Annotated in this window: 21 protein-coding genes; 10 read left to right on the forward strand and 11 right to left on the reverse strand. The window is 72.7% G+C overall.

Going from position 1 to position 19600, the window contains the following annotated elements; translation table 11 throughout:
- Nucleotides 1–55: 55 nt before the first annotated feature.
- The 7 genes from IPK81_16795 to IPK81_16825 all read right to left on the reverse strand — a co-directional run bounded on the left by IPK81_16795 (nucleotide 56) and on the right by IPK81_16825 (nucleotide 4815).
- Nucleotides 56–619, reverse strand: coding sequence for a RidA family protein (locus IPK81_16795; GenBank protein QQS15154.1), 564 nt, complete (start codon nucleotides 617–619; stop codon nucleotides 56–58).
- Nucleotides 620–726: 107 nt separating this feature from the next.
- A complete protein-coding gene (locus IPK81_16800) occupies nucleotides 727–1377 on the reverse strand; it encodes a phosphoribosylanthranilate isomerase (GenBank protein ID QQS11232.1) in 651 nt (216 codons plus the stop codon).
- 7 nt (nucleotides 1378–1384) lie between these two features.
- Nucleotides 1385–2152 (reverse strand): orotidine-5'-phosphate decarboxylase, encoded by a 768-nt coding sequence (gene pyrF, locus IPK81_16805; protein ID QQS11233.1) that lies wholly within the window; start codon nucleotides 2150–2152, stop codon nucleotides 1385–1387.
- Between the two features lie 62 nt (nucleotides 2153–2214).
- Nucleotides 2215–2628: a hypothetical protein gene (locus IPK81_16810; protein ID QQS11234.1), complete on the reverse strand. Its 414-nt coding sequence runs from the start codon at nucleotides 2626–2628 to the stop codon at nucleotides 2215–2217.
- The gene (locus IPK81_16815) at nucleotides 2625–3854 is read right to left on the reverse strand and encodes a CCA tRNA nucleotidyltransferase (GenBank protein ID QQS11235.1); all 1230 of its coding nucleotides are present in this window, start codon (nucleotides 3852–3854) and stop codon (nucleotides 2625–2627) included. Before IPK81_16815 ends, IPK81_16810 begins: the two co-directional genes overlap by 4 nt.
- 96 nt (nucleotides 3855–3950) lie before the next feature.
- On the reverse strand, nucleotides 3951–4178 hold the full coding sequence (locus tag IPK81_16820; protein QQS11236.1) for a hypothetical protein: 228 nt from the start codon (nucleotides 4176–4178) through the stop codon (nucleotides 3951–3953).
- 10 nt (nucleotides 4179–4188) lie between these two features.
- Nucleotides 4189–4815 (reverse strand): CoA pyrophosphatase, encoded by a 627-nt coding sequence (locus IPK81_16825; protein ID QQS15155.1) that lies wholly within the window; start codon nucleotides 4813–4815, stop codon nucleotides 4189–4191.
- Nucleotides 4816–4898: 83 nt separating this feature from the next.
- On the opposite strand from IPK81_16825, the gene IPK81_16830 reads away from it, so the two are divergent.
- From IPK81_16830 to IPK81_16850, 5 genes are all read left to right on the forward strand, one after another.
- Nucleotides 4899–5987 (forward strand): MoxR family ATPase, encoded by a 1089-nt coding sequence (locus tag IPK81_16830; protein ID QQS11237.1) that lies wholly within the window; start codon nucleotides 4899–4901, stop codon nucleotides 5985–5987.
- A gap of 69 nt (nucleotides 5988–6056) precedes the next feature.
- Complete coding sequence (locus IPK81_16835) at nucleotides 6057–6950, forward strand: DUF58 domain-containing protein (protein ID QQS11238.1); 894 nt, start codon at nucleotides 6057–6059, stop codon at nucleotides 6948–6950.
- Nucleotides 6951–7101: 151 nt separating this feature from the next.
- On the forward strand, nucleotides 7102–9918 hold the full coding sequence (locus IPK81_16840) for a DUF4159 domain-containing protein (protein QQS11239.1): 2817 nt from the start codon (nucleotides 7102–7104) through the stop codon (nucleotides 9916–9918).
- On the forward strand, nucleotides 9915–12032 hold the full coding sequence (locus tag IPK81_16845; protein ID QQS11240.1) for a hypothetical protein: 2118 nt from the start codon (nucleotides 9915–9917) through the stop codon (nucleotides 12030–12032). Before IPK81_16840 ends, IPK81_16845 begins: the two co-directional genes overlap by 4 nt.
- A 68-nt stretch (nucleotides 12033–12100) precedes the next feature.
- A complete protein-coding gene (locus IPK81_16850; GenBank protein ID QQS11241.1) occupies nucleotides 12101–12589 on the forward strand; it encodes a nuclear transport factor 2 family protein in 489 nt (162 codons plus the stop codon).
- Nucleotides 12590–12607: 18 nt separating this feature from the next.
- On the opposite strand, the gene IPK81_16855 is transcribed toward IPK81_16850, so the two are convergent.
- Nucleotides 12608–12979, reverse strand: a complete 372-nt coding sequence (locus tag IPK81_16855) for a helix-turn-helix transcriptional regulator (GenBank protein ID QQS11242.1) — start codon at nucleotides 12977–12979, stop codon at nucleotides 12608–12610.
- 131 nt (nucleotides 12980–13110) lie between these two features.
- Here IPK81_16855 and IPK81_16860 point away from each other — a divergent pair, with 131 nt between their 5' ends.
- Nucleotides 13111–13662, forward strand: a complete 552-nt coding sequence (locus IPK81_16860) for a carboxymuconolactone decarboxylase family protein (GenBank protein ID QQS11243.1) — start codon at nucleotides 13111–13113, stop codon at nucleotides 13660–13662.
- Nucleotides 13663–13727: 65 nt separating this feature from the next.
- Nucleotides 13728–14369, forward strand: a complete 642-nt coding sequence (locus IPK81_16865; GenBank protein QQS11244.1) for an alpha/beta hydrolase — start codon at nucleotides 13728–13730, stop codon at nucleotides 14367–14369.
- 109 nt (nucleotides 14370–14478) lie between these two features.
- Here the strand turns inward: IPK81_16865 and IPK81_16870 are convergent, their stop codons facing one another.
- Complete coding sequence (locus tag IPK81_16870; protein ID QQS11245.1) at nucleotides 14479–15369, reverse strand: branched-chain amino acid aminotransferase; 891 nt, start codon at nucleotides 15367–15369, stop codon at nucleotides 14479–14481.
- Nucleotides 15370–15553: 184 nt separating this feature from the next.
- Here IPK81_16870 and IPK81_16875 point away from each other — a divergent pair, with 184 nt between their 5' ends.
- The 3 genes from IPK81_16875 to IPK81_16885 all read left to right on the forward strand — a co-directional run bounded on the left by IPK81_16875 (nucleotide 15554) and on the right by IPK81_16885 (nucleotide 18163).
- Nucleotides 15554–16054 (forward strand): MarR family transcriptional regulator, encoded by a 501-nt coding sequence (locus tag IPK81_16875; GenBank protein QQS11246.1) that lies wholly within the window; start codon nucleotides 15554–15556, stop codon nucleotides 16052–16054.
- Nucleotides 16055–16064: 10 nt separating this feature from the next.
- Nucleotides 16065–16760, forward strand: a complete 696-nt coding sequence (locus IPK81_16880) for a response regulator (GenBank protein QQS11247.1) — start codon at nucleotides 16065–16067, stop codon at nucleotides 16758–16760.
- 74 nt (nucleotides 16761–16834) lie between these two features.
- Nucleotides 16835–18163 carry a HAMP domain-containing protein gene (locus IPK81_16885; protein QQS15156.1) on the forward strand — a complete coding sequence of 443 codons (1329 nt, stop codon included), beginning with the start codon at nucleotides 16835–16837 and terminating at the stop codon, nucleotides 18161–18163.
- A gap of 9 nt (nucleotides 18164–18172) precedes the next feature.
- On the opposite strand, the gene rnhA is transcribed toward IPK81_16885, so the two are convergent.
- Entirely contained in the window at nucleotides 18173–18643 is a 471-nt protein-coding gene (gene rnhA, locus IPK81_16890; protein ID QQS11248.1) for a ribonuclease HI, read from the reverse strand.
- Nucleotides 18640–19599, reverse strand: a complete 960-nt coding sequence (locus IPK81_16895; protein ID QQS11249.1) for a homoserine kinase — start codon at nucleotides 19597–19599, stop codon at nucleotides 18640–18642. The genes rnhA and IPK81_16895 overlap by 4 nt, the downstream gene beginning before the upstream one ends.
- Nucleotide 19600: the final 1 nt, after the last annotated feature.

Genomic DNA, 19600 nt, shown 5'->3' on the forward strand with positions numbered 1-19600 from the left:
CCATGGGAATCGCGCGGGGCGGCGGCCGCCGCCGTCCGCGCGTCCGAAGCCGGCGTCAGCGCTTTTTCTTCTTCGCGGCCTTCTTCACCGCTTTTTTCGCGACCTTCTTCTTGGCCGCCGGCGCCTTGCGGGCGGGCGCCTTACGAGCCGCGGCCTTGCGCGCCGGCGCGGCCCGCGTGGCGGCGGGCGCGGCGCCCGCGACCTCGACGATCACCTCGATCTCGACGGGAATGCCGTTCGGCAACGAACCCATGCCGACCGCCGAGCGGGCGTGACGGCCGCGGTCGCCGAACACCTCGACGAACAGGTCGGAGCAGCCGTTGATCACCTTGGGTTGCTCGGTGAACTCGGGGTCGCAGTTGACCATGCCGAGCACCTTGACGACGCGGGACACGCGGTCGAGGTCGCCCAGTTCGGCCTTCATCACCGAGATCAGGTTGAGGCCGGTGGCGCGGGCGTGCCACTTCGCCTCCTGCACCGTCATGTCGACGCCGACCTTGCCGCTGACCGCGCCGGGCCCCTTGCCCGAGAGGTAGAGCAGATTGCCGGTGCGCACGGCGTTGACGTAGTTGGCCACCGGCGAACTGACCGGGGGCAGCTTGATCCCCAGGTCCTTCATGCGTTTCTCGGTCTTCACGGATCGCCTCCCTGCGTTGTCCGGGAAGGCGAGCCTACGCCGATTTCGGACCGAGTCGAATCAGGCATTCCGGCCCGGGAGGCCGCGCCTCAGAGCGCCGCGACGGCGGCCAGGAAGCGGCGGATCAGCTCGGGGGACTTGACGCCTCGGCTGGACTCCACGCCGGACGAGACGTCGACCACCTTGGCGCCGGTGGCGCGCACGGCGGCGGCCACGTTGTCCGCCGTCAGCCCGCCCGACAGCATCCACGGCACCGGCACCTCGACGCCGTCGAGCAGGCGCCAGTCGAACGGCAGGCCGTTGCCGCCGGGCAGGGCCGAGGAATCGCCCGAGGGCGGGGCGGCGTCGAACAGCAGACGGTCGGCGACCGGGGCGTAGACGTCGATGGCGTGGCGGACGTCGTCGCGCGTCGCCACGCGGACGGCCTTCATGACCGGCAACTCGAAGGATTCCCTGATCTCGCGCACCCGCGCCGCCGTCTCGATTCCGTGCAGCTGCAGCATGTCCAGCGCGCCGCCCTCGGTCCACTCGCCCAGCAGCCGGTCGTCGGGGTCGACGAACAATCCGACCCGCAGCAGATGCGCCGGCACCTCGGCGGCCAGCGCCTCGGCCTCGTGGAAGGCGAGATGGCGCGGCGAGGGCGGGTAGGCGACGAAGCCGACGTAGCGCGCCCGCCCGGCGACGGCGGCGGCGATGGTCTCGGCGGTCCTCAGGCCGCATATCTTGGCGAGCACGGTCATGGCGGCCTCAGCCGCCGGCCTGGGCGAGGATCTTGCCGCCGAGATCGGCCTCGTAGGCGATGTCGAGCGCCGCCTGACGCGGGTCGGCGGCCTCCGAGATCGGCCGGCCGACCACCAGCGCCGTGGCGCCGGCGCGCATGGCGTCGCGCGGCGTCATCACCCGCTTCTGGTCGCCGACGGCGGCGCCGGATGGCCGGATGCCCGGCGTCACCAGCTCGAAATCCGGCCCGCACACCGCGCGCAGCGGGGCGATCTCGCGCGGCGAGCAGATCACGCCGTCGAGCCCGCTGTCCCGCGCCAGAAGCGCCAGCCGCTTGACCTGGTCGGCCGACCGGTCGGCGACGCCGGTGGCGGCGAGGTCGGAATCGTCCAGCGAGGTCAGCACCGTGACGCCCAGCAGGCGGGTGCGGACGACGCCCAGCCGCGCCGCCGCGTCGGCCGCCTCGGCGACGGCGGCCTTGAGCATGGCCGGACCGCCGGCGGCGTGGATGGTGATGTAGGTCGGCGCCAGCTCGGCCACCGCGCGGATGCCGCCGGCGACGGTGTTGGGGATGTCGTGCAGCTTGAGATCGAGGAAGAAACCGACGCCGGTGAGCCGCACCGGCTCGGGGAAGGCGTAGCGGATGCCCGGCGCGCCGTGGGCGAGGAAGAACTCAAGCCCCAGCTTGATTCCGCCCACGGCCGGCGCGCCGTCGGTCAGGCGGCGGATGAGCTTGGCGGCGCGCGTCAGGTCGGTGGTGTCGACGGCGGCGTAGATCGGATTGGCGTTCCCCATGGCGCGCGCAACCTAGTGCAATTCATCCGGCGATGGAATCACGCGATGCGGTGGGAAGCCGCTCAGTCCGCCGTCTTCCGCCGGTTCGCCAGCATCGCGAAGGCGTAGGGCAGGACGGCCTGCGCCAGCGGCAGCAACGGCCATGGCGACCCGTAGGCGACGCCGTAGCGGTCCAGCGTCGCGTCGAGGCTCTCGCCGTAGGTCAGCCGGCCCAGCAGGGCGTCGAACAACGCCGTCGATATCGACCACATGGCGCCCGCCAGCAGCGCGGCGCCGCGCCAGGCCGGCCCGGTGGTCCGCCGCGCGTGGATCGCCGCCATCAGCGCGACGTAGGGGATCGGCAGCAGCGTCTTGTACCACAGCGCCAGACGCACCCCGATCCTGTCGGCGATCAGCGTGTCGCCGATGGTGTGGTTGAGGAACAGCAGCACGGCCGTGGCGATCCACAGCGCGGCGGCGAGGCCGGGACGGATCACGCGTGGTCTCCGGCCGCGATCCGCCGCCGCAGCTCCGCGAGGCACGCCTCGCGGCCGGCGGCGAAGTCGCCCGCGACCCACCACGCCTCCAGCGCCGAGATCAGCGCGCCGACCTTCGGGCCCGCCTTCATGCCGGCCGCCAGAGCGTCGGCGCCGCCCACCGGCAGTTCCGGGGCGTCCCATGTCGACGCGAGGTCGCGGGCGCGGGCCCAACGCGCCGGATCGGCGGCGGCGTCGAAACGCATCAGACGATCAAGATACAGGACCCTGGCCAGCTCGTGGATCTGGCGCCGGATCGCGGGATCGTCGCGCACGTCGAGCGCCGGCGTCGGCGCCAGCATCACCTCGAGCCGCAGCGCCTCCTGCGTCGACAAGCGCAGGCGCTTACCGAACGCGGTCGCGTCGCTGGCCGGCGCCAGCAGCGCCGCCAGCCGGCGCAGCCCGTCGACATCGACGGCGCGCGTCTCATTGGCGACGACGAGGTCCAGCAGCGCGGTGCCGGCGTATTCCGGAATCCAGTGCGCGAACAGGCCGATCCCGGCCATCGCCGCGACCGTCGGCGCCGGATCGGGCGCTTCCAGCAGGCGCAGCGTCTCCTTGCGCACGCGCTCGGCCGAGAGATCGCGCAGGCGCGCGGCGGCCGCCGCGCAGGCCGCGAGCCCCGCCGCGTCGAACGGGGGACGACCGAACCACGCGTGGAAGCGGAAGAAGCGCAGGATTCGCAGGACGTCCTCGTCGATCCGGGTGGCGGCGTCGCCGACGAAGCGCACCCGGCCGGCGGCGAGATCGTCGCGGCCGCCGAAGAAATCCCAGAGCCCGCCATCGCGGTCGCACGACATCGCGTTGATGGTGAAATCGCGGCGCGCGGCGTCGGCGCGCCAGTCGTCGGTGAAGGCGACGCGGGCGTGGCGGCCGAAGGTCTCGACGTCGCGTCGAAGCGTCGTGATCTCGAACGGCTTGCCCGCGACCACGGCGGTGACGGTGCCGTGCTTGATGCCGGTCGGCACGACCTTGATGGCGGCCGCGCGCAGCGCCTTCATCACCGCCTCGGGTTCGCGGTCGACGGCGATGTCGATGTCGCCGACCGCGCGGCCGGCCAGCGCGTCGCGCACGCAGCCGCCGACGAAGCGCGCGGCGATGCCCGCCGCCGCCAGCGCGTCGAGCGTCGCCCGGGCGTCGGGCGCGGTCATCCAAGGCTGGACGGGGAGGGTGGCGTGGGGTTGCATGGCTCGCGGGCGGGTCCGGACGCCGCCTCCCTATCACGTTGATGCCGGCCGGCAAGTTGCCGCGGCGACGCGGGCTGGCTCCGCCTCGCCGGCGTCTCAGCCCAGAAGGCCGCCCTTCCGGTCGGCCACGAAGTGCAGCCACACGAAGCCGGCGATCGCCAGGGTCAGACCGAGGATCAGCAGATTGGTCCACGGCAGGTCCTGCCACGGCGGCAGCGTGCCCTTGAGCTTGCGCTCGCGTTTGATCGCAACCGCCCATGCCCACAAAAAGAATAGGGTCGCGGGCCCGAGCAGGACCACGACGAAGATCAGCGCGACGCGCATGGCGTTTTCCTCAGTCCGGCCGATCCGACAGGATGCGCCAGAGGTTCTTCAGCATACCGGCGGTCGCGCCCCAGACGTAGCGCTCGCCGTAGGGCATCGCGTAGAAACGCCGCTCGCGGCCCTGGAAATTGCGGGAATGGATGTGGTGGTTGGCGGGGTCGAGGAAGAACGACAGCGGCACCTCGAAGACGTCGGCGACCTCGCGCGGATCGGGCCGCAGGTCGAACCGCGGCGCCACCAGACCCACGATCGGGGTGATGATATAGCCCGATCCGGTGACGTAGTTGTCGATCGGCGAGATCACGTCGACAAGATCGCGGGGGACGCCGACCTCCTCCTCGGTCTCGCGCAGGGCCGTGGTGATGGCGTCCTCGTCGTCGTGGCGGCGGCCGCCGGGGAAGGCGATCTGGCCGGCGTGGCTGGGCATATCCGCCGTGCGCTGGGTGAGCAGCACGGTCAGACCCTCGTCCCGGTCGACCAGCGGCACCAGGACCGAGGCGTGGCGCAGCACCTCGGGGATCACGTCGCCGTTGTTGAGGGCGAAATCGCTCCCGACATAGGGCGGCGGCACCAGACGACCGGCGGCGATGGCGTCCGTCCGGGCCTGGAGGCGTCCGCGGACCTCCTCGCGCGTCATCGTCATGTCTTCGCCCGATTCATCCCGTCCGATGCCCTGTCCGCCCGCGCAAACGTCATTTGATGGACGGCGCGCGGTTTGCAATGGTGTTTCCATCGCGCCCGTGTCGCCGACCCGGGCCGCCCGGCGTCAACCAGGAGTCCCGAGTGCCGCCCGATCTGCCGCCCCCTCTGTTCGGACAGGCGCCCGCCGATCCGGAAGCCGTCCTGCGCGACATCGAGGCGCTCGGTGGAAAACTCACCGCCGTGCGCGATGGTGTCGGCCAGGTCATTTATGGCCAACGCGAGGTGATCGATCAAACGCTTATCGCCCTGCTGTCGGGTGGGCATCTGCTGCTGGTCGGCCTGCCGGGCCTCGCCAAGACCAAGCTGGTCGACACGCTCGGCACCGTGCTGGGGCTGGACGCCAAGCGCATCCAGTTCACGCCCGACCTGATGCCGGCCGACATCCTGGGCTCCGAGGTGCTGGAGGAGGAGGCCGGCGGCCGGCGCTCGTTCCGGTTCATCCCCGGCCCGGTCTTCGCCCAGCTCCTGATGGCCGACGAGATCAACCGCGCCAGCCCGCGCACCCAGTCGGCGCTGCTGCAGTCGATGCAGGAGTACCACGTGTCGGTCGGCGGCAAGCGCCACGACCTGCCGCGGCCGTTCCACGTGCTGGCGACCCAGAACCCGCTCGAGCAGGAGGGCACCTATCCGCTGCCCGAGGCGCAGCTCGACCGGTTCCTGCTGCAGGTCGACGTCGGCTATCCCGACGAGGCCGCCGAGCGCGAGATGATGATCGTCACCACCGGCGCGACGCAGCCGATGCCGCGCCGCGTGCTGACGGCCGAGGACCTGATGGCGGCGCAGGCGTTGATCCGCCGCGTGCCGATCGGCGAGAAGGTGGTCGACGCGATCCTGCGCCTGGTGCGCGCCGGCCGTCCGGAGAGCACCGACATCGAGGCGGTCAAGAAGCACGTCGCGTGGGGCCCCGGCCCGCGCGCCAGCCAGGCGTTGATGCTGGCGGCGCGCGCGCGCGCCGTGCTGCAGGGCCGCCTCGCGCCGTCGGTCGACGACATCGTCGCGCTGGCCGGGCCGGTGCTGCGCCACCGCATGGCGACGAATTTCGCCGCCCGCGCCGAGGGCGTCGACGTCAACGCCATCGTCACGACGCTCTGCGCCAAGCTGGCCTGAGGCCGCGCCGATGACGCGCCGCGCCGCCGCGCCGCTCCACGACTCCCCGCACGGGCTGGAAAACGCCTGATGGCCTTGGCCCCGCTCGCCGCGACGCCGCTCAACGACGCCGCGCGCCTCGCCTCCGGACTGCCGGCGCTGCTGGTGGCGGCGCAGCGCGTCGCCTCGACGGTGATGCAGGGCGTTCACGGACGGCGCCGCGTCGGGCAGGGCGACGCGTTCTGGCAGTTCCGCCAGTACCGGCAGGGAGATTCGATCAACCGCATCGACTGGCGGCAATCGGCCAAGAGCCCCGCCGTCTACGTGCGAGAGACCGAGTGGGAGGCCGCCGCCAGCGTGTGGCTGTGGCGCGACGGCTCGCCGTCGATGGAGTTCACGTCGGACAAATCCTTGCCGCTCAAGAAGCTGCGCGCCGAGGTGCTGCTGCTGGCGCTGTCGACGCTGCTGGTCGACGCCGGCGAGCGCGTGGCGCTGCTCGGCGGCGAGCGGCCGGTCTCCGGCCGCGGCGTGCCGCGCCGGCTGGCGGCGTCGCTGGCCGACAACGCGTTCCTGCGGCCCCTCGACAGCCTGCCGCCCGCGCTGTCGCTGCCCTCCTACGGTCATCTCGTGCTGATCGGCGACCTGCTCGATCCGCTGGAGTCGATCGAGCGGCTGGTGCGCCACTACGCCGGCCTCGGCGTGCGCGGGCACCTGCTTCAGGTGCTCGACCCGGCCGAGGAGGATCTGCCCTACGACGGCCACGTGAAGTTCGACGGCTTCGAGAGCGAGGGCGACCACACCATCCGCCGCGTCGAGGCCGTGCGCGACGCCTACCGAGCGCGTCTGGAGGCGCAGAAGGAAGGTCTGCGCCGTCTGGTGTCGTCCGTTGGTTGGACCTGGCGCGCCCACCGCACAGACCGGCCGCCGGAGACAGCGCTGCTGTCGTTGTTCGTCGCCATGGCCGATGGCGGGAGGCGGCCGTGACGTCCGCGCCACCGCTGTTTTCACCGCCGCCAAGGTCCTTCGCCGCGCCTTTGATGACAGATCGCGAAGCCGTGCGTCGTGCCCGTCGTCATGAGCGCGGCGAACGAGGTCGCCCGTCAGTCATGCGCGCCGCCGCCCGCGGAGCCGCGTCATGCTGAGCCTGGGCGCGTTGGCGTTCGCGACGCCGTGGATGCTGTCGCTGCTGGTGGCGCTGCCGGTCATCTACTGGCTGCTGCGCCTGCTGCCGCCGGCGCCGAAATACGTGCGCTTCCCGGCCATCCGGCTGCTGCTCGGCCTCGAGCCGCCGGAGCGCACGCCGGTGCGCATCCCGCTGTGGCTGTTGCTGCTGCGCCTGCTGCTGGTGACCTTGCTGATTCTCGCGCTGGCGCGGCCGCTGCTCAACCCCTCGGCCGAGCTGGCGGGCAAGGGGCCGCTGGTGCTGTTCGTCGACGACGGCTGGTCGGCGGCGCCGAACTGGGCGACCGCGCAGCGGCACGCCGAGCGCCTGACGGAGCGCGCCGAGCGCGGCAACCGGCCGGTCATCGTGGTGCCGACGGCGCCGGCGGCGCTCGACGAGGCGCAGGGCAGGCGCGGGCTGATGCGGCCGGAGGAGGCGCGCGCGGCGCTGCGGGCGATGAAGCCGAAGCCATGGCCGACCGACCGCGCGCTGGCCGCCGCCGAGCTCGCCAAGCTCGGCCTGCCGACGCCGATGCACGTCGTCTGGCTGAGCGACGGGCTGACCGACAAGACCGCGCGCGACACCGCCGACAAGCTGCTGGCCATGGGGTCGCTCGAGGTGCTGCGGCCGGAGGCGACGCGGGTGCCGATGGCGCTGCTGCCGCCCGAGCCGGGCGTGCGCGAGCTGAAGGTCAAGGCGCTGCGTCCCAGCGGCGACGGGCCGCGCCGCATCGCCGTGCAGGGTTCCGACGACCGCGGCGCCATCGTCGCGCGCGCCTTCCTCGATTTCGGGCCGACCTCGACCGAGGCCGTCGCGACCATCGACGCGCCGACCGAGCTGCGTAACCGCATCGCGCGCCTGGACATCGAGGGGCAGTCCGGCGCCGGGTCGGTGGCGCTGCTCGACGAGCGCTTCCGCCGCCGCCCCGTCGGCATCATCGGCGAGCGCCAGGTCGCGAGCGGGCAGCCGCTGCTGCAGGAGGTGTTCTTCCTCGAGCGCGCGCTGGAGCCGTACGCCGCCGTCACGACCGGCGACCGGACCACCGTGCTCGGCCAGCGCATGGCGATCCTGCTGATCCCCGACGGCGCCTCGCCCGGCCCCGAGGACCGCGCCGCCATCAACACGTGGATCGAGGGCGGCGGCGTGGCGATCCGCTTCGCCGGCCCGCGCGTCGCCGCCGCCGAGGACGATCTCGTGCCGGTCAAGCTGCGGCTGGGCGACCGCGCGCTGGGCGGCGCCATGAGCTGGGGCCAGCCCGCGACGCTGGCCGAGTTCCCCGCCACCAGCCCGTTCGCGGGGCTGCGCGTGCCGGCCGACGTGCGCATCAACCAGCAGGTGCTGGCCGAGCCGGGACCGGATGTCGCCGACAAGACCTGGGCGCGGCTGGCCGACGGCACGCCGCTGGTGACCGGCGAGAAGCGTGGCCAGGGCTGGCTGGTGCTGATCCACACCACCGCCAACACCGGCTGGAGCAACCTCGCGCTGTCGGGCCTGTTCGTGGAGATGCTCCAGCGCATGGTGGCGTTGAGCCGCGGCGTCTCCGGCGACGGCGCCGCCGCGCGCGAGCTCAAGCCGTGGCGCACGCTGGACGGCTTCGGCAAGCTCGGCGCGCCGCCGCTCGGCGCTCAGCCGCTGGGGCTGGACGCGGCGCGCGGATTCGCGCCCAAGCCGACGACGCCGCCGGGACTGTACGGTGACGACTCGGCGCAGACCGCGTTCAATCTCGGCAACCGCGTCGAGCCGCCGGCGCCGCTGACCGATCTGCCGTCCGGCGTCGCGACCGACAGGCTGTCGGAGGAAGGCGAGACCGACCTGACCAAGTGGTTCCTCGTGGCCGCGCTGCTGCTGCTGCTGGCCGATTTCCTGATCGCGCTGTGGCTGCGCGGATTCCTGCCGCTGCCCGGCGGGCGCCGCCGCGCCACCGCGACCGCCGCCCTCGCGCTGCTGCTCGCCGCCGCGACGATGGTCGCGCCGGCCGACGCCGGCGCGCAGCAACCGCCGCCGGCGCGTCCGCCGGCGTCGCGTCCGCCCGCCGCCAAGCCGCCGGCGCCACCACCGCCGGCCGCCGTGGTGTCACCGGAGGAGGTGATCCTGCGGGCGACGACCCAGACGCGGCTGGCCTACATCGTCACCGGCAATGCCGAGATCGACGACATCAGCCGCGCCGGCCTCGAGGGGCTGGGCGAGATCCTGCGCGCCCGCACCTCGGTCGAGCCGGGCGAACCGGCCGCCGTCGACGTCGAGAAGGACGATCTGCGGCTCTATCCTTTCATCTACTGGCCGGTGACGTCGGAGCAGCAGACGCCCTCGACGCAGGCGTCGTCCAACATCGACCGCTACATGAAGTCCGGCGGCATCCTGTTCTTCGACACGCGCGACCAGCACATCACGATGGGCCGGGGCGGCGTCAGCGCCGACCTCAAGCGCCTGCTGCGCGCCGTCGACGTGCCGCCGCTGGTGGTGATGCCGTCCGAGCACGTGCTGACGCGCGCGTTCTACCTGCTGTCCGACACGCCCGGCCGCTGGACCGGCGGCCGCATCTGGATCGAGGCCGGCAACGGCCGCGTCAACGACGGCGTCGCCGCCGTGGTGGTCGGCGCCAACGACTTCGCCGGCGCCTGGGCGATGGAGGGCACCGGCCGCGGCATGTTCCCGGTCGCGCCCGGCGGCGAGAACCAGCGCGAGCTGGCGTTCCGCTTCGGCGTCAACCTCGTGATGTACGCGCTGACCGGCAACTACAAGGACGACCAGGTCCACCTCAACGACATCATGCAGAGGCTGCGGCGATGAGCTCCACCGCCGCCTCCGTCGCCTTCGATCCGCTGCTGCCGTGGCCGCTGCTGCTGGCCTTCGCGCTGGCGGCGCTGGGCATCGCGGTGGCCGGCGCGCTCAAGCGCGCCAAGGGCCTGGTGTGGCGCCTCGCCGCCGTGGCGACGGTGCTGGCGGCGCTGTCGAACCCCTCGCTGGTCGAGGAGGAGCGCAAGGGCATCGACGATGTCGCGGTCATCGTGGTCGACGACAGCGACAGCCAGTCGATCGGCGACCGCCGCGCCCAGATCGCCGCCGCCCGCGAGAATCTGCGCAAGCGCTTCGCGGCGCTGCCGGGCCTCGAGATCCGCGAGGCCGTGCTGCCGCCGTCGAGCCTCAAGCTCGGCGCCGAGGGGCTGGGCGGCACGCGCCTGATCGAGGCGCTGCGCGGCGCGCTCAGCGACGTGCCGCGCGAGCGGCTGGCGGGCATCGTGCTGCTGACCGACGGCCAGGTCCACGACGTGCCCGCGACCTTGCCGCCGGAGCTGGCGACGGCGCCGGTGCACGTGCTGCTCAGCGGCCGCCGGAACGAGGCCGACCGGCTGCTGGTGGTCGAGCAGGCGCCGAAATTCGGCGTCGTCGGCCGCACCGTCACCGCCAAGTTCCGGGTCGAGGACTCGGCGCCCGACGCGCGCTCGCCGGCCGCCGTCACGATCACCGTCGGCGGCGAGCCGCCGATGCGCATGAACGCGCCGATCGGCCGCTCGGTGACGGTCGAGATCACCGTCGCCAATCCCGGCGCCAACGTGGTCCAGATCGAGGTCGCGCCGGGCACGCGCGAGCTGACCCTGGAGAACAACCGCGCGCTGTTCGTCGTCAACGGCGTGCGCGACCGGCTGCGCGTGCTGCTGGTGTCGGGCGAGCCCTATCCCGGCGAGCGGGCGTGGCGCAATCTGCTGCGCGGCGATCCCGCCGTCGACTTCGTGCACTTCACCATCCTGCGCACGCCGTCGAAGGACGATTTCACGCCGACGCGCGAGCTGTCGCTGATCCAGTTCCCGATGAAGGAGCTGTTCGACGTCAAGCTGCGCGAGTTCGACCTGATCGTGTTCGACCGCTACGAGACCGGCAACATCATCACGCGGGAGTATTTCCGCAACATCGCCAACTACGTGAAGGGCGGCGGCGCGCTGCTGGTGTCGGTCGGCCCGGTCTACGCCACGCCGCGCTCGCTGCACCGCACGCCGCTGGGCGAGATCCTGCCGGCGGCGCCGGCCGGCGAGGTGTTCGAGGGCGCCTTCCGTCCGGCCATGACCAAGATCGGCGACCGCCATCCCGTGACCGCCGATCTGCCGGGCGCCGGCCGGCCCGCCCCGTTCGACAAGCCCGACGCGATCCGCGAGGACGCCAGCTGGGGCCGCTGGTACCGCCAGATCCCGGCGCGCGCCGAGCGCGGCGCGACCCTGCTGGCCGGCGCCGAGCAGCGGCCGCTGATCGTGCTCGACCGCGTCGGCGAGGGCCGCGTGGCGCAGATCCTGTCCGATCATCTGTGGCTGTGGAACCGCGGCGTCGAGGGCGGCGGGCCGCAGGCCGAGCTGGTGCGCCGCGTCGCGCACTGGCTGATGAAGGAGCCCGACCTGGAGGAGGAGGCGCTGCGCGCCACCGCCACTGGCGGCCGCATCGAGATCCGCCGTCAGACCCTGGCCGACAATTTCCCCGCCGTGGCGATGACGGCGCCGGACGGCTCGCAGCGCACGATCGTGTTGACGCAGATCGCGCCGGGCCGCGCCATCGCCAACGTCGTGGTCGACAAGCCCGGCCTCTACCGCTTCGACGACGGCACGCTCAAGGCGGTGGCCGCCGTCGGCAATCCCGATCCGCTGGAGTTCTCCGACGTGCGCGCCACGGCGGCCAAGCTCAAGCCGCTGGCCGACGCCTCGGGCGGCGGCGTGCAATGGCTGATCGAGACGCCCGATCCGGATGTCCGCCGCGTGCCGTCGCACCGCGCCGCCTTCGGCGACGGCTGGATCGGACTGCGCCGCAACGACAGCTTCACCGTCACCGGCGTAAACCGCTATCCGCTGCTGCCGGGCATCGCGGTGGCGCTGCTGTTCCTGATCGCCGCCGGCCTGGCGTGGTTCCGCGAGGGCAAATAGCCGCTCGTCGCGGGCGGCGGGGCCCGCGGCATGATCGCGGCCCGACCCACCCCGCGCCGAGGTCCGCTATGAACGTCCATCCGCTCCGCGTCGCCGTCGCCTTCGCCGCCGCGCTGTCGCTGGCCGCCCCCGTCCCCGCCGCGCTCGCGCATCCGCAGCCGATCCCCAAGACCGCCGACGAGGCCGCTGTCGAGAAGGAGGTGCTGGCGTTCCGGGGCGGCGTGCTCGACGCCATCAAGGTCAAAGACGTGGCCAGGCTGAAGGCCGCCTACGACGAGCACTACACGCACACCCACGGCTCCGGGAAGGTCGACGGCCGCGACGCGCGCATCGTCGCGCTGCTGGCCGGCGAGCCGGTGATCGAGACGGCGCCGCCCAGCGAGATGGTGGTGCGGGTGTTCGGCCGCGACACCGCCATCGTCACCGGCCGCAGTCCGGTGCTGAACAAGGCCGAGAACCGCGACTACGATTTCCGCTGGGTCGTCGTCTACGTGCGCGGCAAGGACGGCTGGCGCGCCGCCGTCAGCCAGGCGACCCGGCTGCCGCTGACGAAGTAGCGGGCGAGCCCCCGCGGGTCAGCCTGTCGCCGCCTTCAACCGTCTCGCCCACCGCTCCGCCCATTCGTGCAGCGGTTCCAGATGGCGGAGCAGGGCGCGGCCGTCGGCGGTGAGCCGGTAGCCATCGTCGGCGGTCTCGACCAGGCCGGCGTCGCGCAGCTCGGCCAGCCGCGCGTTCAGCGTCGACGGGCTGATCCCGCCGCACGCCGCGCGCAGCGCCCGGAACGTCAGCGCCGCGCCGCGCAGCTCCCACACGATCCGCTGCGTCCAGCGGCGCCCAAGCAGGTCGAGCAGCGCCATGATCGGCCGGCCGGTGGTCGAACCGCGCACGCGGCCGCCGGGCAGCGGCGTCGGGCGCTTGGCGCGGGCGCGGGGCGGGGCGGCGGGCATGGCCGCAGCGTAGCCCGGCGGCCGCCGCGGCGCCACGCGGCCATACGCTACGAAATTGGTAGCAAAGCGCCGTGCGGCGGCGTATGACGCCTCCATCGCTACGATAATCGTAGCATCGGACGGAGAACCACATGGCCAGCCCCCGGATCGCGCCGCTGGAGGCGCCCTACGCCGCGGAAATCCAGGCGGCGTTCGACGCCATCATGCCGACGGGCGTGCCGCCGCTGGCGCTGTTCCGCACGCTGGTGCGGTCGGCCCGGGTGTGGGGCAAGTTCCGCGCCGGCTCGCTGCTCGACAAGGGGCCTTTGACCCTGCGCCAGCGCGAGATCGTCGTCGACCGCGTGTGCGCGCGCTGCGGCAACGTCTACGAATGGGGCGTGCACGTCGCGTTCTTCGGCGGACGGGCCGGACTGACGGCGGCGCAGAACCACGCCGTCGTCCATCTCGGCGCCGACGCGGGATGCTGGTCCGACGACGAGCGCCTGCTGATACGCCTCGCCGACGAGTTGCACGACACGGCGTCGATCTCGGACGCGCTGTGGACGGCGTCGCGCGCGACGTTCACCGACGAGCAGATGCTGGAATTGATCGCGCTCTGCGGCTTCTACCGGACGGTCTCGTATTTCTGCAATGGACTGCGGCTGCCGCCGGAACCCTACGCGCCGCCCTTCCCGGCGCCCTGACGGCCGGTTCCGGCCGCGACGATCCTATGCTCCAATCCCGTCGGCAGGACGGTGCGGAGGCCGGTATGGCGCGTCTCATGGTCTGGTTCGTCATCGCGGCGCTGGTTGCGTCGCTCTCCGCGCCATCGCACGCCGAGCAGGTCGTCGAGCTGCCCGGCGGCCGCGCGCTGCTCAACCGTCCCGCCGGCGCCGCGTCTGTCGGGCTGGTCCTGCTCACCGGCGGCGACGGGCAGATCGGAATCGGCCCCGGCGGCCGCGTCCAGCGCGGCGGCAACTGGATCGTGCGCACGCGCGGCGCCTACGCCGCCTCGGGCGTCGCCAGCCTGCTGATCGATGGCGACGTCGATGTCGGCGCGGCGATCGCCCATATGCGCGCCGTCGCCCCGCGAGTCATGGTGGTCGCGATGAGCCGGGGCGCGCTCAAGGTCGCGCCGGCGCTGGCCCATCGTCCCGACGGGGTCGTGTTCGCGTCGGCCATGCTGACCGACGCGCGGGTGGCGATCGGCGACGCCGCGCGGCTGCCGCCGACGCTGGTCGTGCACCACCAACTCGACACCTGCCGGGTCACCGCGGCGGGCAGCGTGACGCCGTTCCTGGCCTGGGCCGGGAGCCGCGCGCGCGTGGTGTGGATCGACGGCGGCACGTCGCAGGGCGACGTCTGCCAGCGCGCGCCCATCACGGCTTCGTCGGCCGCGAGGACGCCGTAGTCGCCGCGATCGTCAGTTCGCGCGCGACGGCCGCTGATCTTCGGCCCCCGACGCGGGAAACGGGCGGCCCGCGGGCCGCCCGTCTTCGTCTAGGTCGACGAGGTCAGGGCTACTCGGCCGCCTGCTTCTTCGGCTGCACGGCGGTCTCGAAATCCGCAATCAGCGTGCGGCACACCTCGCCCGGCGTGAATTTGTACGGGCCGATCTCGCCGATCGGCGTCACCTCGGCGGCGGTGCCGGTGAGGAACGCCTCGGTCGCGTTCGCCAGCTCCTCCGGGAAGATCGCGCGTTCCACGACCTTGAGCTGGCGCGCCTTGGCCAGCCCGATCACGAACTGGCGGGTGATGCCGTCGAGGAAGCAGTCCGGCTTCGGCGTGTGCAGCTCGCCGTTCATGACGAAGAACACGTTGGCGCCGGTCGCCTCCGCGACCTGGCCGCGGTAGTCGAGCATCAGCGCGTCGTCGTAGCCATGCTGCTCGGCCTTGTGCTTGCTCATGGTGCAGATCATGTACAGGCCGGCGGCCTTGGACTGGGTCGGCGCGGTATCCGGCGCCGGCCGGCGCCACTCCGCCATCGCCAGACGGATGCCCTTCATGCGGGCCTCCATCGTGTAGTAGGAGGGCCACACCCAGGTCGCGATGGCGAGATGGATGCGGTTCTGCTGCGCCGAGACGCCCATCATCTCGCTGCCGCGCCACGCCACGGGGCGCACGTAGCCGTCGACGATGCCGTTGGCCTTCACCACCTGCCGGCAGGCCTCGTCGATCTGGTCGGCCGAGTAGGGGATGGTGAAGCCGAGGATCTCGCCGGAGCGGATCAGCCGCTGGGTGTGCTCCCGCAGCTTGAAGATCTCGCCGCCATAGACCCGCTCGCCCTCGAACACGCAGCTGGCGTAGTGCAGGCCGTGCGTCAGCACGTGCACCTTGGCGTCGCGCCACGGCACCAGCGCGCCGTTCGACCAGATGGTGCCGTCGCGGTCATCGAAGGTGAGGACGGACATGGCGGGATCTTTCGAAATTGGAACAATATGTCCCTCGCGGACGGTGCGGGCGTAACATCCTCGCCGGGCGGGAGTCAATTGCAGGACAGCGTGGGGTAAACTTCCCGATCCGGGACTTTCCCGGATCGGTCGCTTCCCCTAGGATGCGCCGCACCTCGTTCCGCCGCGACAATCCGGATTCCCCATGGCCGACGCCCGTCCTCTCGCCGCGATCCCGCACGCCGCCAGCGAGGAACAGCTCCGCCGCAGCATCGAGCTGATGTTCTTCGCCTACCGCGATTTCACCGGCGAGGCCGACGCGATGCTGCAGGACGCCGGCTTCGGCCGCGCCCACCACCGCGCGATCTATTTCATCGGCCGCCATCCGCGCATCACCGTCGGCGGATTGCTGCGCATCCTCAAGATCACCAAGCAGTCGTTGTCGCGGGTGCTGCGCGAACTCATCGACGGCGGCTACGTCGACCAGGAGACCGGCGCCCGCGACCGCCGCCAGCGGCTGCTGTCGCTGACCGCGTCCGGCGCGGCGCTGGAGAAGGAGCTGACGCAGCGTCAGCAGACCCGCTTCGCGCGCGCCTTCGGCGAGGCCGGCGCGCCGGCGATGGACGGCTTCCACCGCGTGCTGCTGGGCATGATCGATCCGGAGGAGCGGCCGGACATCGAGCGCCGCCTGACGCAGGCGCGCTGAGGGACGCGCCATGGACAAGGCGCACATCCTCGTGGTCGACGACGACCAGCGGCTGCGCGAGCTGCTGCGGGGCTTCCTGTCGCGCAACGGCCACCGCGTGACGGCGGCGGCCGACGCCGCCGAGGCGCGCGAGCGGCTGTCGTCGATGGATTTCGACCTCGTGGTGCTCGACGTCATGATGCCGGGCGAGAGCGGGCTGGACCTGACCGCCTCGCTGCGCGCCGCCGGCAAGGCGGTGCCGATCCTGATGCTGACCGCGATGGGCGAGGCGCCGGACCGCATCGCAGGCCTGGAGCGCGGCGTCGACGACTACCTGCCCAAGCCGTTCGAGCCGCGCGAGCTGCTGCTGCGCGTCGCCAGCATCCTGCGCCGCGCCGCCGCGCCGCCGCCGGCGGCGCCGCCGGCGCAGGTGGACGCGGTCACGATGGGTCCGCTGCGCTTCGACGTGCGCACCGGCGAGCTGGCGGCCGGCGCCCGGCGCGTGCGGCTCACCGACGCCGAGCGCTCGCTGCTGCGCGTGTTCGCGCTGAACCTCGGGCAGGACATGACGCGCGACGCGCTGGCGCGGCTGGTCGGCGGCGCCGTCAACGGCCGCACCATCGACGTCCAGGTCACGCGGCTGCGGCGCAAGATCGAGCCGGATCCGAAGTTCCCGCGCTACCTCCAGACCGTGCGCGGCACGGGCTACCGGCTGGCGGCGTCGTGACCGCGCCCGACTCCCCGCTCCCCGGGGCGGCGCCGCGCGGCGCCGCGGCGCGGTGGTCCGCGCGCGCCTGGTTCCTGGCGCGCCGCGCCGGCCGCAAGCTCGCGAAGCTGGCGCCGCGCACGCTGTTCGTGCGCGCGACGCTGGCGATCGTCGTGCCGACCATCCTGCTCCAGCTCATCGCGACCTACGTGTTCTACGAGCAGGTCTGGGACAACGTCACGGGCCGCCTGTCGCGCGCCGTGGTCGGCGACGTGAAGCTGGTCATGGCGCTGCACGCCGAGTTCCCCGGCGAGGAGAACTTCGCGTGGATCGCGCAGCGCGCCCGCGCCGACATGCGGCTCAACGTCGAGTTCAAGCCGGGCGAGAAGCTGCCGGAGCGCCTGCGCCCCCGGTTCTACAGCATCCTCGAGCGCGAGCTGGTCAACGCGATCGAGGCCGACCTCAAGGCGCCGTACTTCCTCGACACCTCGTCGTCGGACCGGCGCGTGCTGATCGCCGCCCAGTCGGCCGACGGCGTGATCGAGGTGCTGGTGCCGATGAGCCGGCTCTACACCACGTCGAGCTGGGCGTTCGTGCTGGCGAATCTCGGCGCGGCGCTGGTCCTGTTCGGCGTCGCGACGTGGTTCGTGCGCCGCGAGCTGACGCCGATCCGCCGGCTGGGCAAGGTCGCCGACGCGCTCGGCAAAGGCCGCGACGTCGCCGACTTCAAGCCCGAGGGATCGCAGGAGGCGCGCCAGGCCGCGACCGCGTTCCTCACCATGCGCGAGCGGCTGCGGCGCCAGATCCAGCAGCGCACGGAGATGCTGGCGGGCGTCAGCCACGACCTGCGCACGCCGCTGACGCGCATGAAGCTCGGGCTGGCGATGCTCGACGACGGGCCGGAGAAGCGCGAGCTCGAGGCCGACGTGCTCGACATGGAGCGCATGATCGAGGGCTACCTGTCCTTCGCGCGCGGCGAGGGGGACGAGGAGCCGGTGCCGACCGACCTGGCGCCGCTGCTCGACGAGGTCGCGGCCGGCGGCCGGCGCGACGGCGGCGCCATCGTCGTCGCCTACGACGGCGACCTGTCGATGCCGCTGCGGCCGATGGCGATGAAGCGCTGCCTGGCCAACCTCGTCGCCAACGCCGCGCGCCACGGCCGGCGCGTCGAACTGAGCGCGCGGCGGCGCAAGACGGCGATCGAGGTGACGGTCGACGACGACGGCCCCGGGATACCGGCCGACAAGCGCGAGGACGCGTTCCGCCCGTTCTTCCGGCTCGACGCGTCGCGCAACGCAAGCACCGGCGGCGTCGGCCTCGGCCTCACCATCGCGCGCGACGTCGTGCGCGGCCACGGCGGCGAGCTGCATCTCGAGGAGTCGCCGCTGGGCGGCCTGCGGGCCCGCCTGCGCCTGCCGGTGTGAGCGCGGCGGTCAGACCGGCCCGGCGGCCCGCAGCGTGGCGATGGCGTCGCGCGCCAGCCGGTCGGCGCGCTCGTTCTCGGGATGGCCGGCGTGTCCCTTCACCCACAGCCATTCGACCTTGTGCGGCGCCATCGCGACGGTGAGACGGCGCCACAGATCCTCGTTCTTGACCGGCTTGCGGTCGGCCGTCTTCCAGCCGTTGCGCCGCCAGCCGTGGATCCACTTGGTGATGCCGTCGCGCACGTAGACGCTGTCGGTCGTCAGCCGCACGGCGCAGGGGCGCCTCAGCGCCTCCAGCGCCGCGATCGCCGCCATCATCTCCATGCGGTTGTTGGTGGTGGCCTTCTCGGCCCCGGACAACTCGCGCTCGCTCGCGCCGGCGCGCAGGATCGCGCCCCAGCCGCCGGGCCCCGGATTGCCGCTGCACGCGCCGTCGGTGAAGATCTCGACCGCGGCGGCGCCGTCGCCGACCGCCGTCATACGCCGTAGTCCGCGACGCCGGCGACCGAGCGGTGGAACCGCAGCCGCGCGAGGTATTCCAGCGGATCCTTGCGCTTGACCATCGCGCCCGCCGGCGTGTGCAGCCAGTCGTAGAGCCGCGTCAGCAGGAACCGCAGCGCCGCGCCGCGCGCCAGCGTCGGCAGCGCCGCCGCCTCGGCCGGCGTCAGCGGCCGCACGCGCTGGTAGCCGCCGATCAACGCGCGCGCCTTGGTCACGTTGAAGCTGCGGTCGGCCTCGAAGCACCACGCGTTGAGCGCGATGGCGAGGTCGTAGGCGAGGAGGTCGTCGCAGGCGAAGTAGAAATCGATGATGCCGCTCAGCGCGCCGTCGAGGAAGAAAACGTTGTCCTGGAACATGTCGGCGTGGATCACGCCGGCCGGCAGTCCGCGCGGCCAGCCGCGCTCGAAGCCGTCCAGCTCGGCGTCCAGCTCGTCGGCGAGGCCGGGCATGACCTCGTGGGCGCGCGCGCGGGCGCCGTCGAACAACGGCCGCCAGCCGGACACCGACAGGGCGTTCGGCCGGCGCAGCGGGAACCCCTCGCCGGCGACGTGCAGCCGCGCCATCGCCTCGCCGACCGGACCGCAATGCGCGACCTCGATGCGGCGCGGCCACAGGCCGGGCAGGAAGGTGGTGACCGCCGCCGGCCGTCCGGCCAGCTCGCGCAGCGCCACGCCGTCGCGGCCGTGCACCGGCGTCGGGCAGGGGATGCCGCGGGCCGCGAGATGGTCCATCAGGCCGAGGAAGAACGGCAGGTCGCGCGGATCCACGCGCTTCTCGTACAGCGTCAGCATGTACGGGCCGCGGGTGGTCGTCAGGAGGTAGTTGGTGTTCTCGACGCCCTCGGCGATCCCCTTGCAAGACGTCGCCGCGCCGATGTCGTAGGCGGCGAGGAACGCGTCGAGCTGGTCGTCGTCGACCTCGGTGTAGACCGCCATG

It is taken from the genome of Rhodospirillales bacterium, from assembly GCA_016699855.1.
Classification (GTDB): Bacteria; Pseudomonadota; Alphaproteobacteria; order Reyranellales; family Reyranellaceae.

Excerpts from the sequence above, each read along its gene's own strand:
- IPK81_16795 (QQS15154.1), bottom strand. The coding sequence starts at position 619 with ATGAAGGACCTGGGGATCAAGCTGCCCCCGGTCAGTTCGCCGGTGGCC.
- IPK81_16800 (QQS11232.1), bottom strand. The coding sequence starts at position 1,377 with ATGACCGTGCTCGCCAAGATATGCGGCCTGAGGACCGCCGAGACCATC.
- pyrF (QQS11233.1), bottom strand. The coding sequence starts at position 2,152 with ATGGGGAACGCCAATCCGATCTACGCCGCCGTCGACACCACCGACCTG.
- IPK81_16815 (QQS11235.1), bottom strand. The coding sequence starts at position 3,854 with ATGCAACCCCACGCCACCCTCCCCGTCCAGCCTTGGATGACCGCGCCC.
- IPK81_16820 (QQS11236.1), bottom strand. The coding sequence starts at position 4,178 with ATGCGCGTCGCGCTGATCTTCGTCGTGGTCCTGCTCGGGCCCGCGACC.
- IPK81_16825 (QQS15155.1), bottom strand. The coding sequence starts at position 4,815 with ATGACGCGCGAGGAGGTCCGCGGACGCCTCCAGGCCCGGACGGACGCC.
- IPK81_16830 (QQS11237.1), top strand. The coding sequence starts at position 4,899 with ATGGTGTTTCCATCGCGCCCGTGTCGCCGACCCGGGCCGCCCGGCGTC.
- IPK81_16835 (QQS11238.1), top strand. The coding sequence starts at position 6,057 with ATGGCCTTGGCCCCGCTCGCCGCGACGCCGCTCAACGACGCCGCGCGC.
- IPK81_16840 (QQS11239.1), top strand. The coding sequence starts at position 7,102 with ATGCTGAGCCTGGGCGCGTTGGCGTTCGCGACGCCGTGGATGCTGTCG.
- IPK81_16845 (QQS11240.1), top strand. The coding sequence starts at position 9,915 with ATGAGCTCCACCGCCGCCTCCGTCGCCTTCGATCCGCTGCTGCCGTGG.
- IPK81_16850 (QQS11241.1), top strand. The coding sequence starts at position 12,101 with ATGAACGTCCATCCGCTCCGCGTCGCCGTCGCCTTCGCCGCCGCGCTG.
- IPK81_16855 (QQS11242.1), bottom strand. The coding sequence starts at position 12,979 with ATGCCCGCCGCCCCGCCCCGCGCCCGCGCCAAGCGCCCGACGCCGCTG.
- IPK81_16860 (QQS11243.1), top strand. The coding sequence starts at position 13,111 with ATGGCCAGCCCCCGGATCGCGCCGCTGGAGGCGCCCTACGCCGCGGAA.
- IPK81_16865 (QQS11244.1), top strand. The coding sequence starts at position 13,728 with ATGGCGCGTCTCATGGTCTGGTTCGTCATCGCGGCGCTGGTTGCGTCG.
- IPK81_16870 (QQS11245.1), bottom strand. The coding sequence starts at position 15,369 with ATGTCCGTCCTCACCTTCGATGACCGCGACGGCACCATCTGGTCGAAC.
- IPK81_16875 (QQS11246.1), top strand. The coding sequence starts at position 15,554 with ATGGCCGACGCCCGTCCTCTCGCCGCGATCCCGCACGCCGCCAGCGAG.
- IPK81_16880 (QQS11247.1), top strand. The coding sequence starts at position 16,065 with ATGGACAAGGCGCACATCCTCGTGGTCGACGACGACCAGCGGCTGCGC.
- rnhA (QQS11248.1), bottom strand. The coding sequence starts at position 18,643 with ATGACGGCGGTCGGCGACGGCGCCGCCGCGGTCGAGATCTTCACCGAC.
- IPK81_16895 (QQS11249.1), bottom strand. The coding sequence starts at position 19,599 with ATGGCGGTCTACACCGAGGTCGACGACGACCAGCTCGACGCGTTCCTC.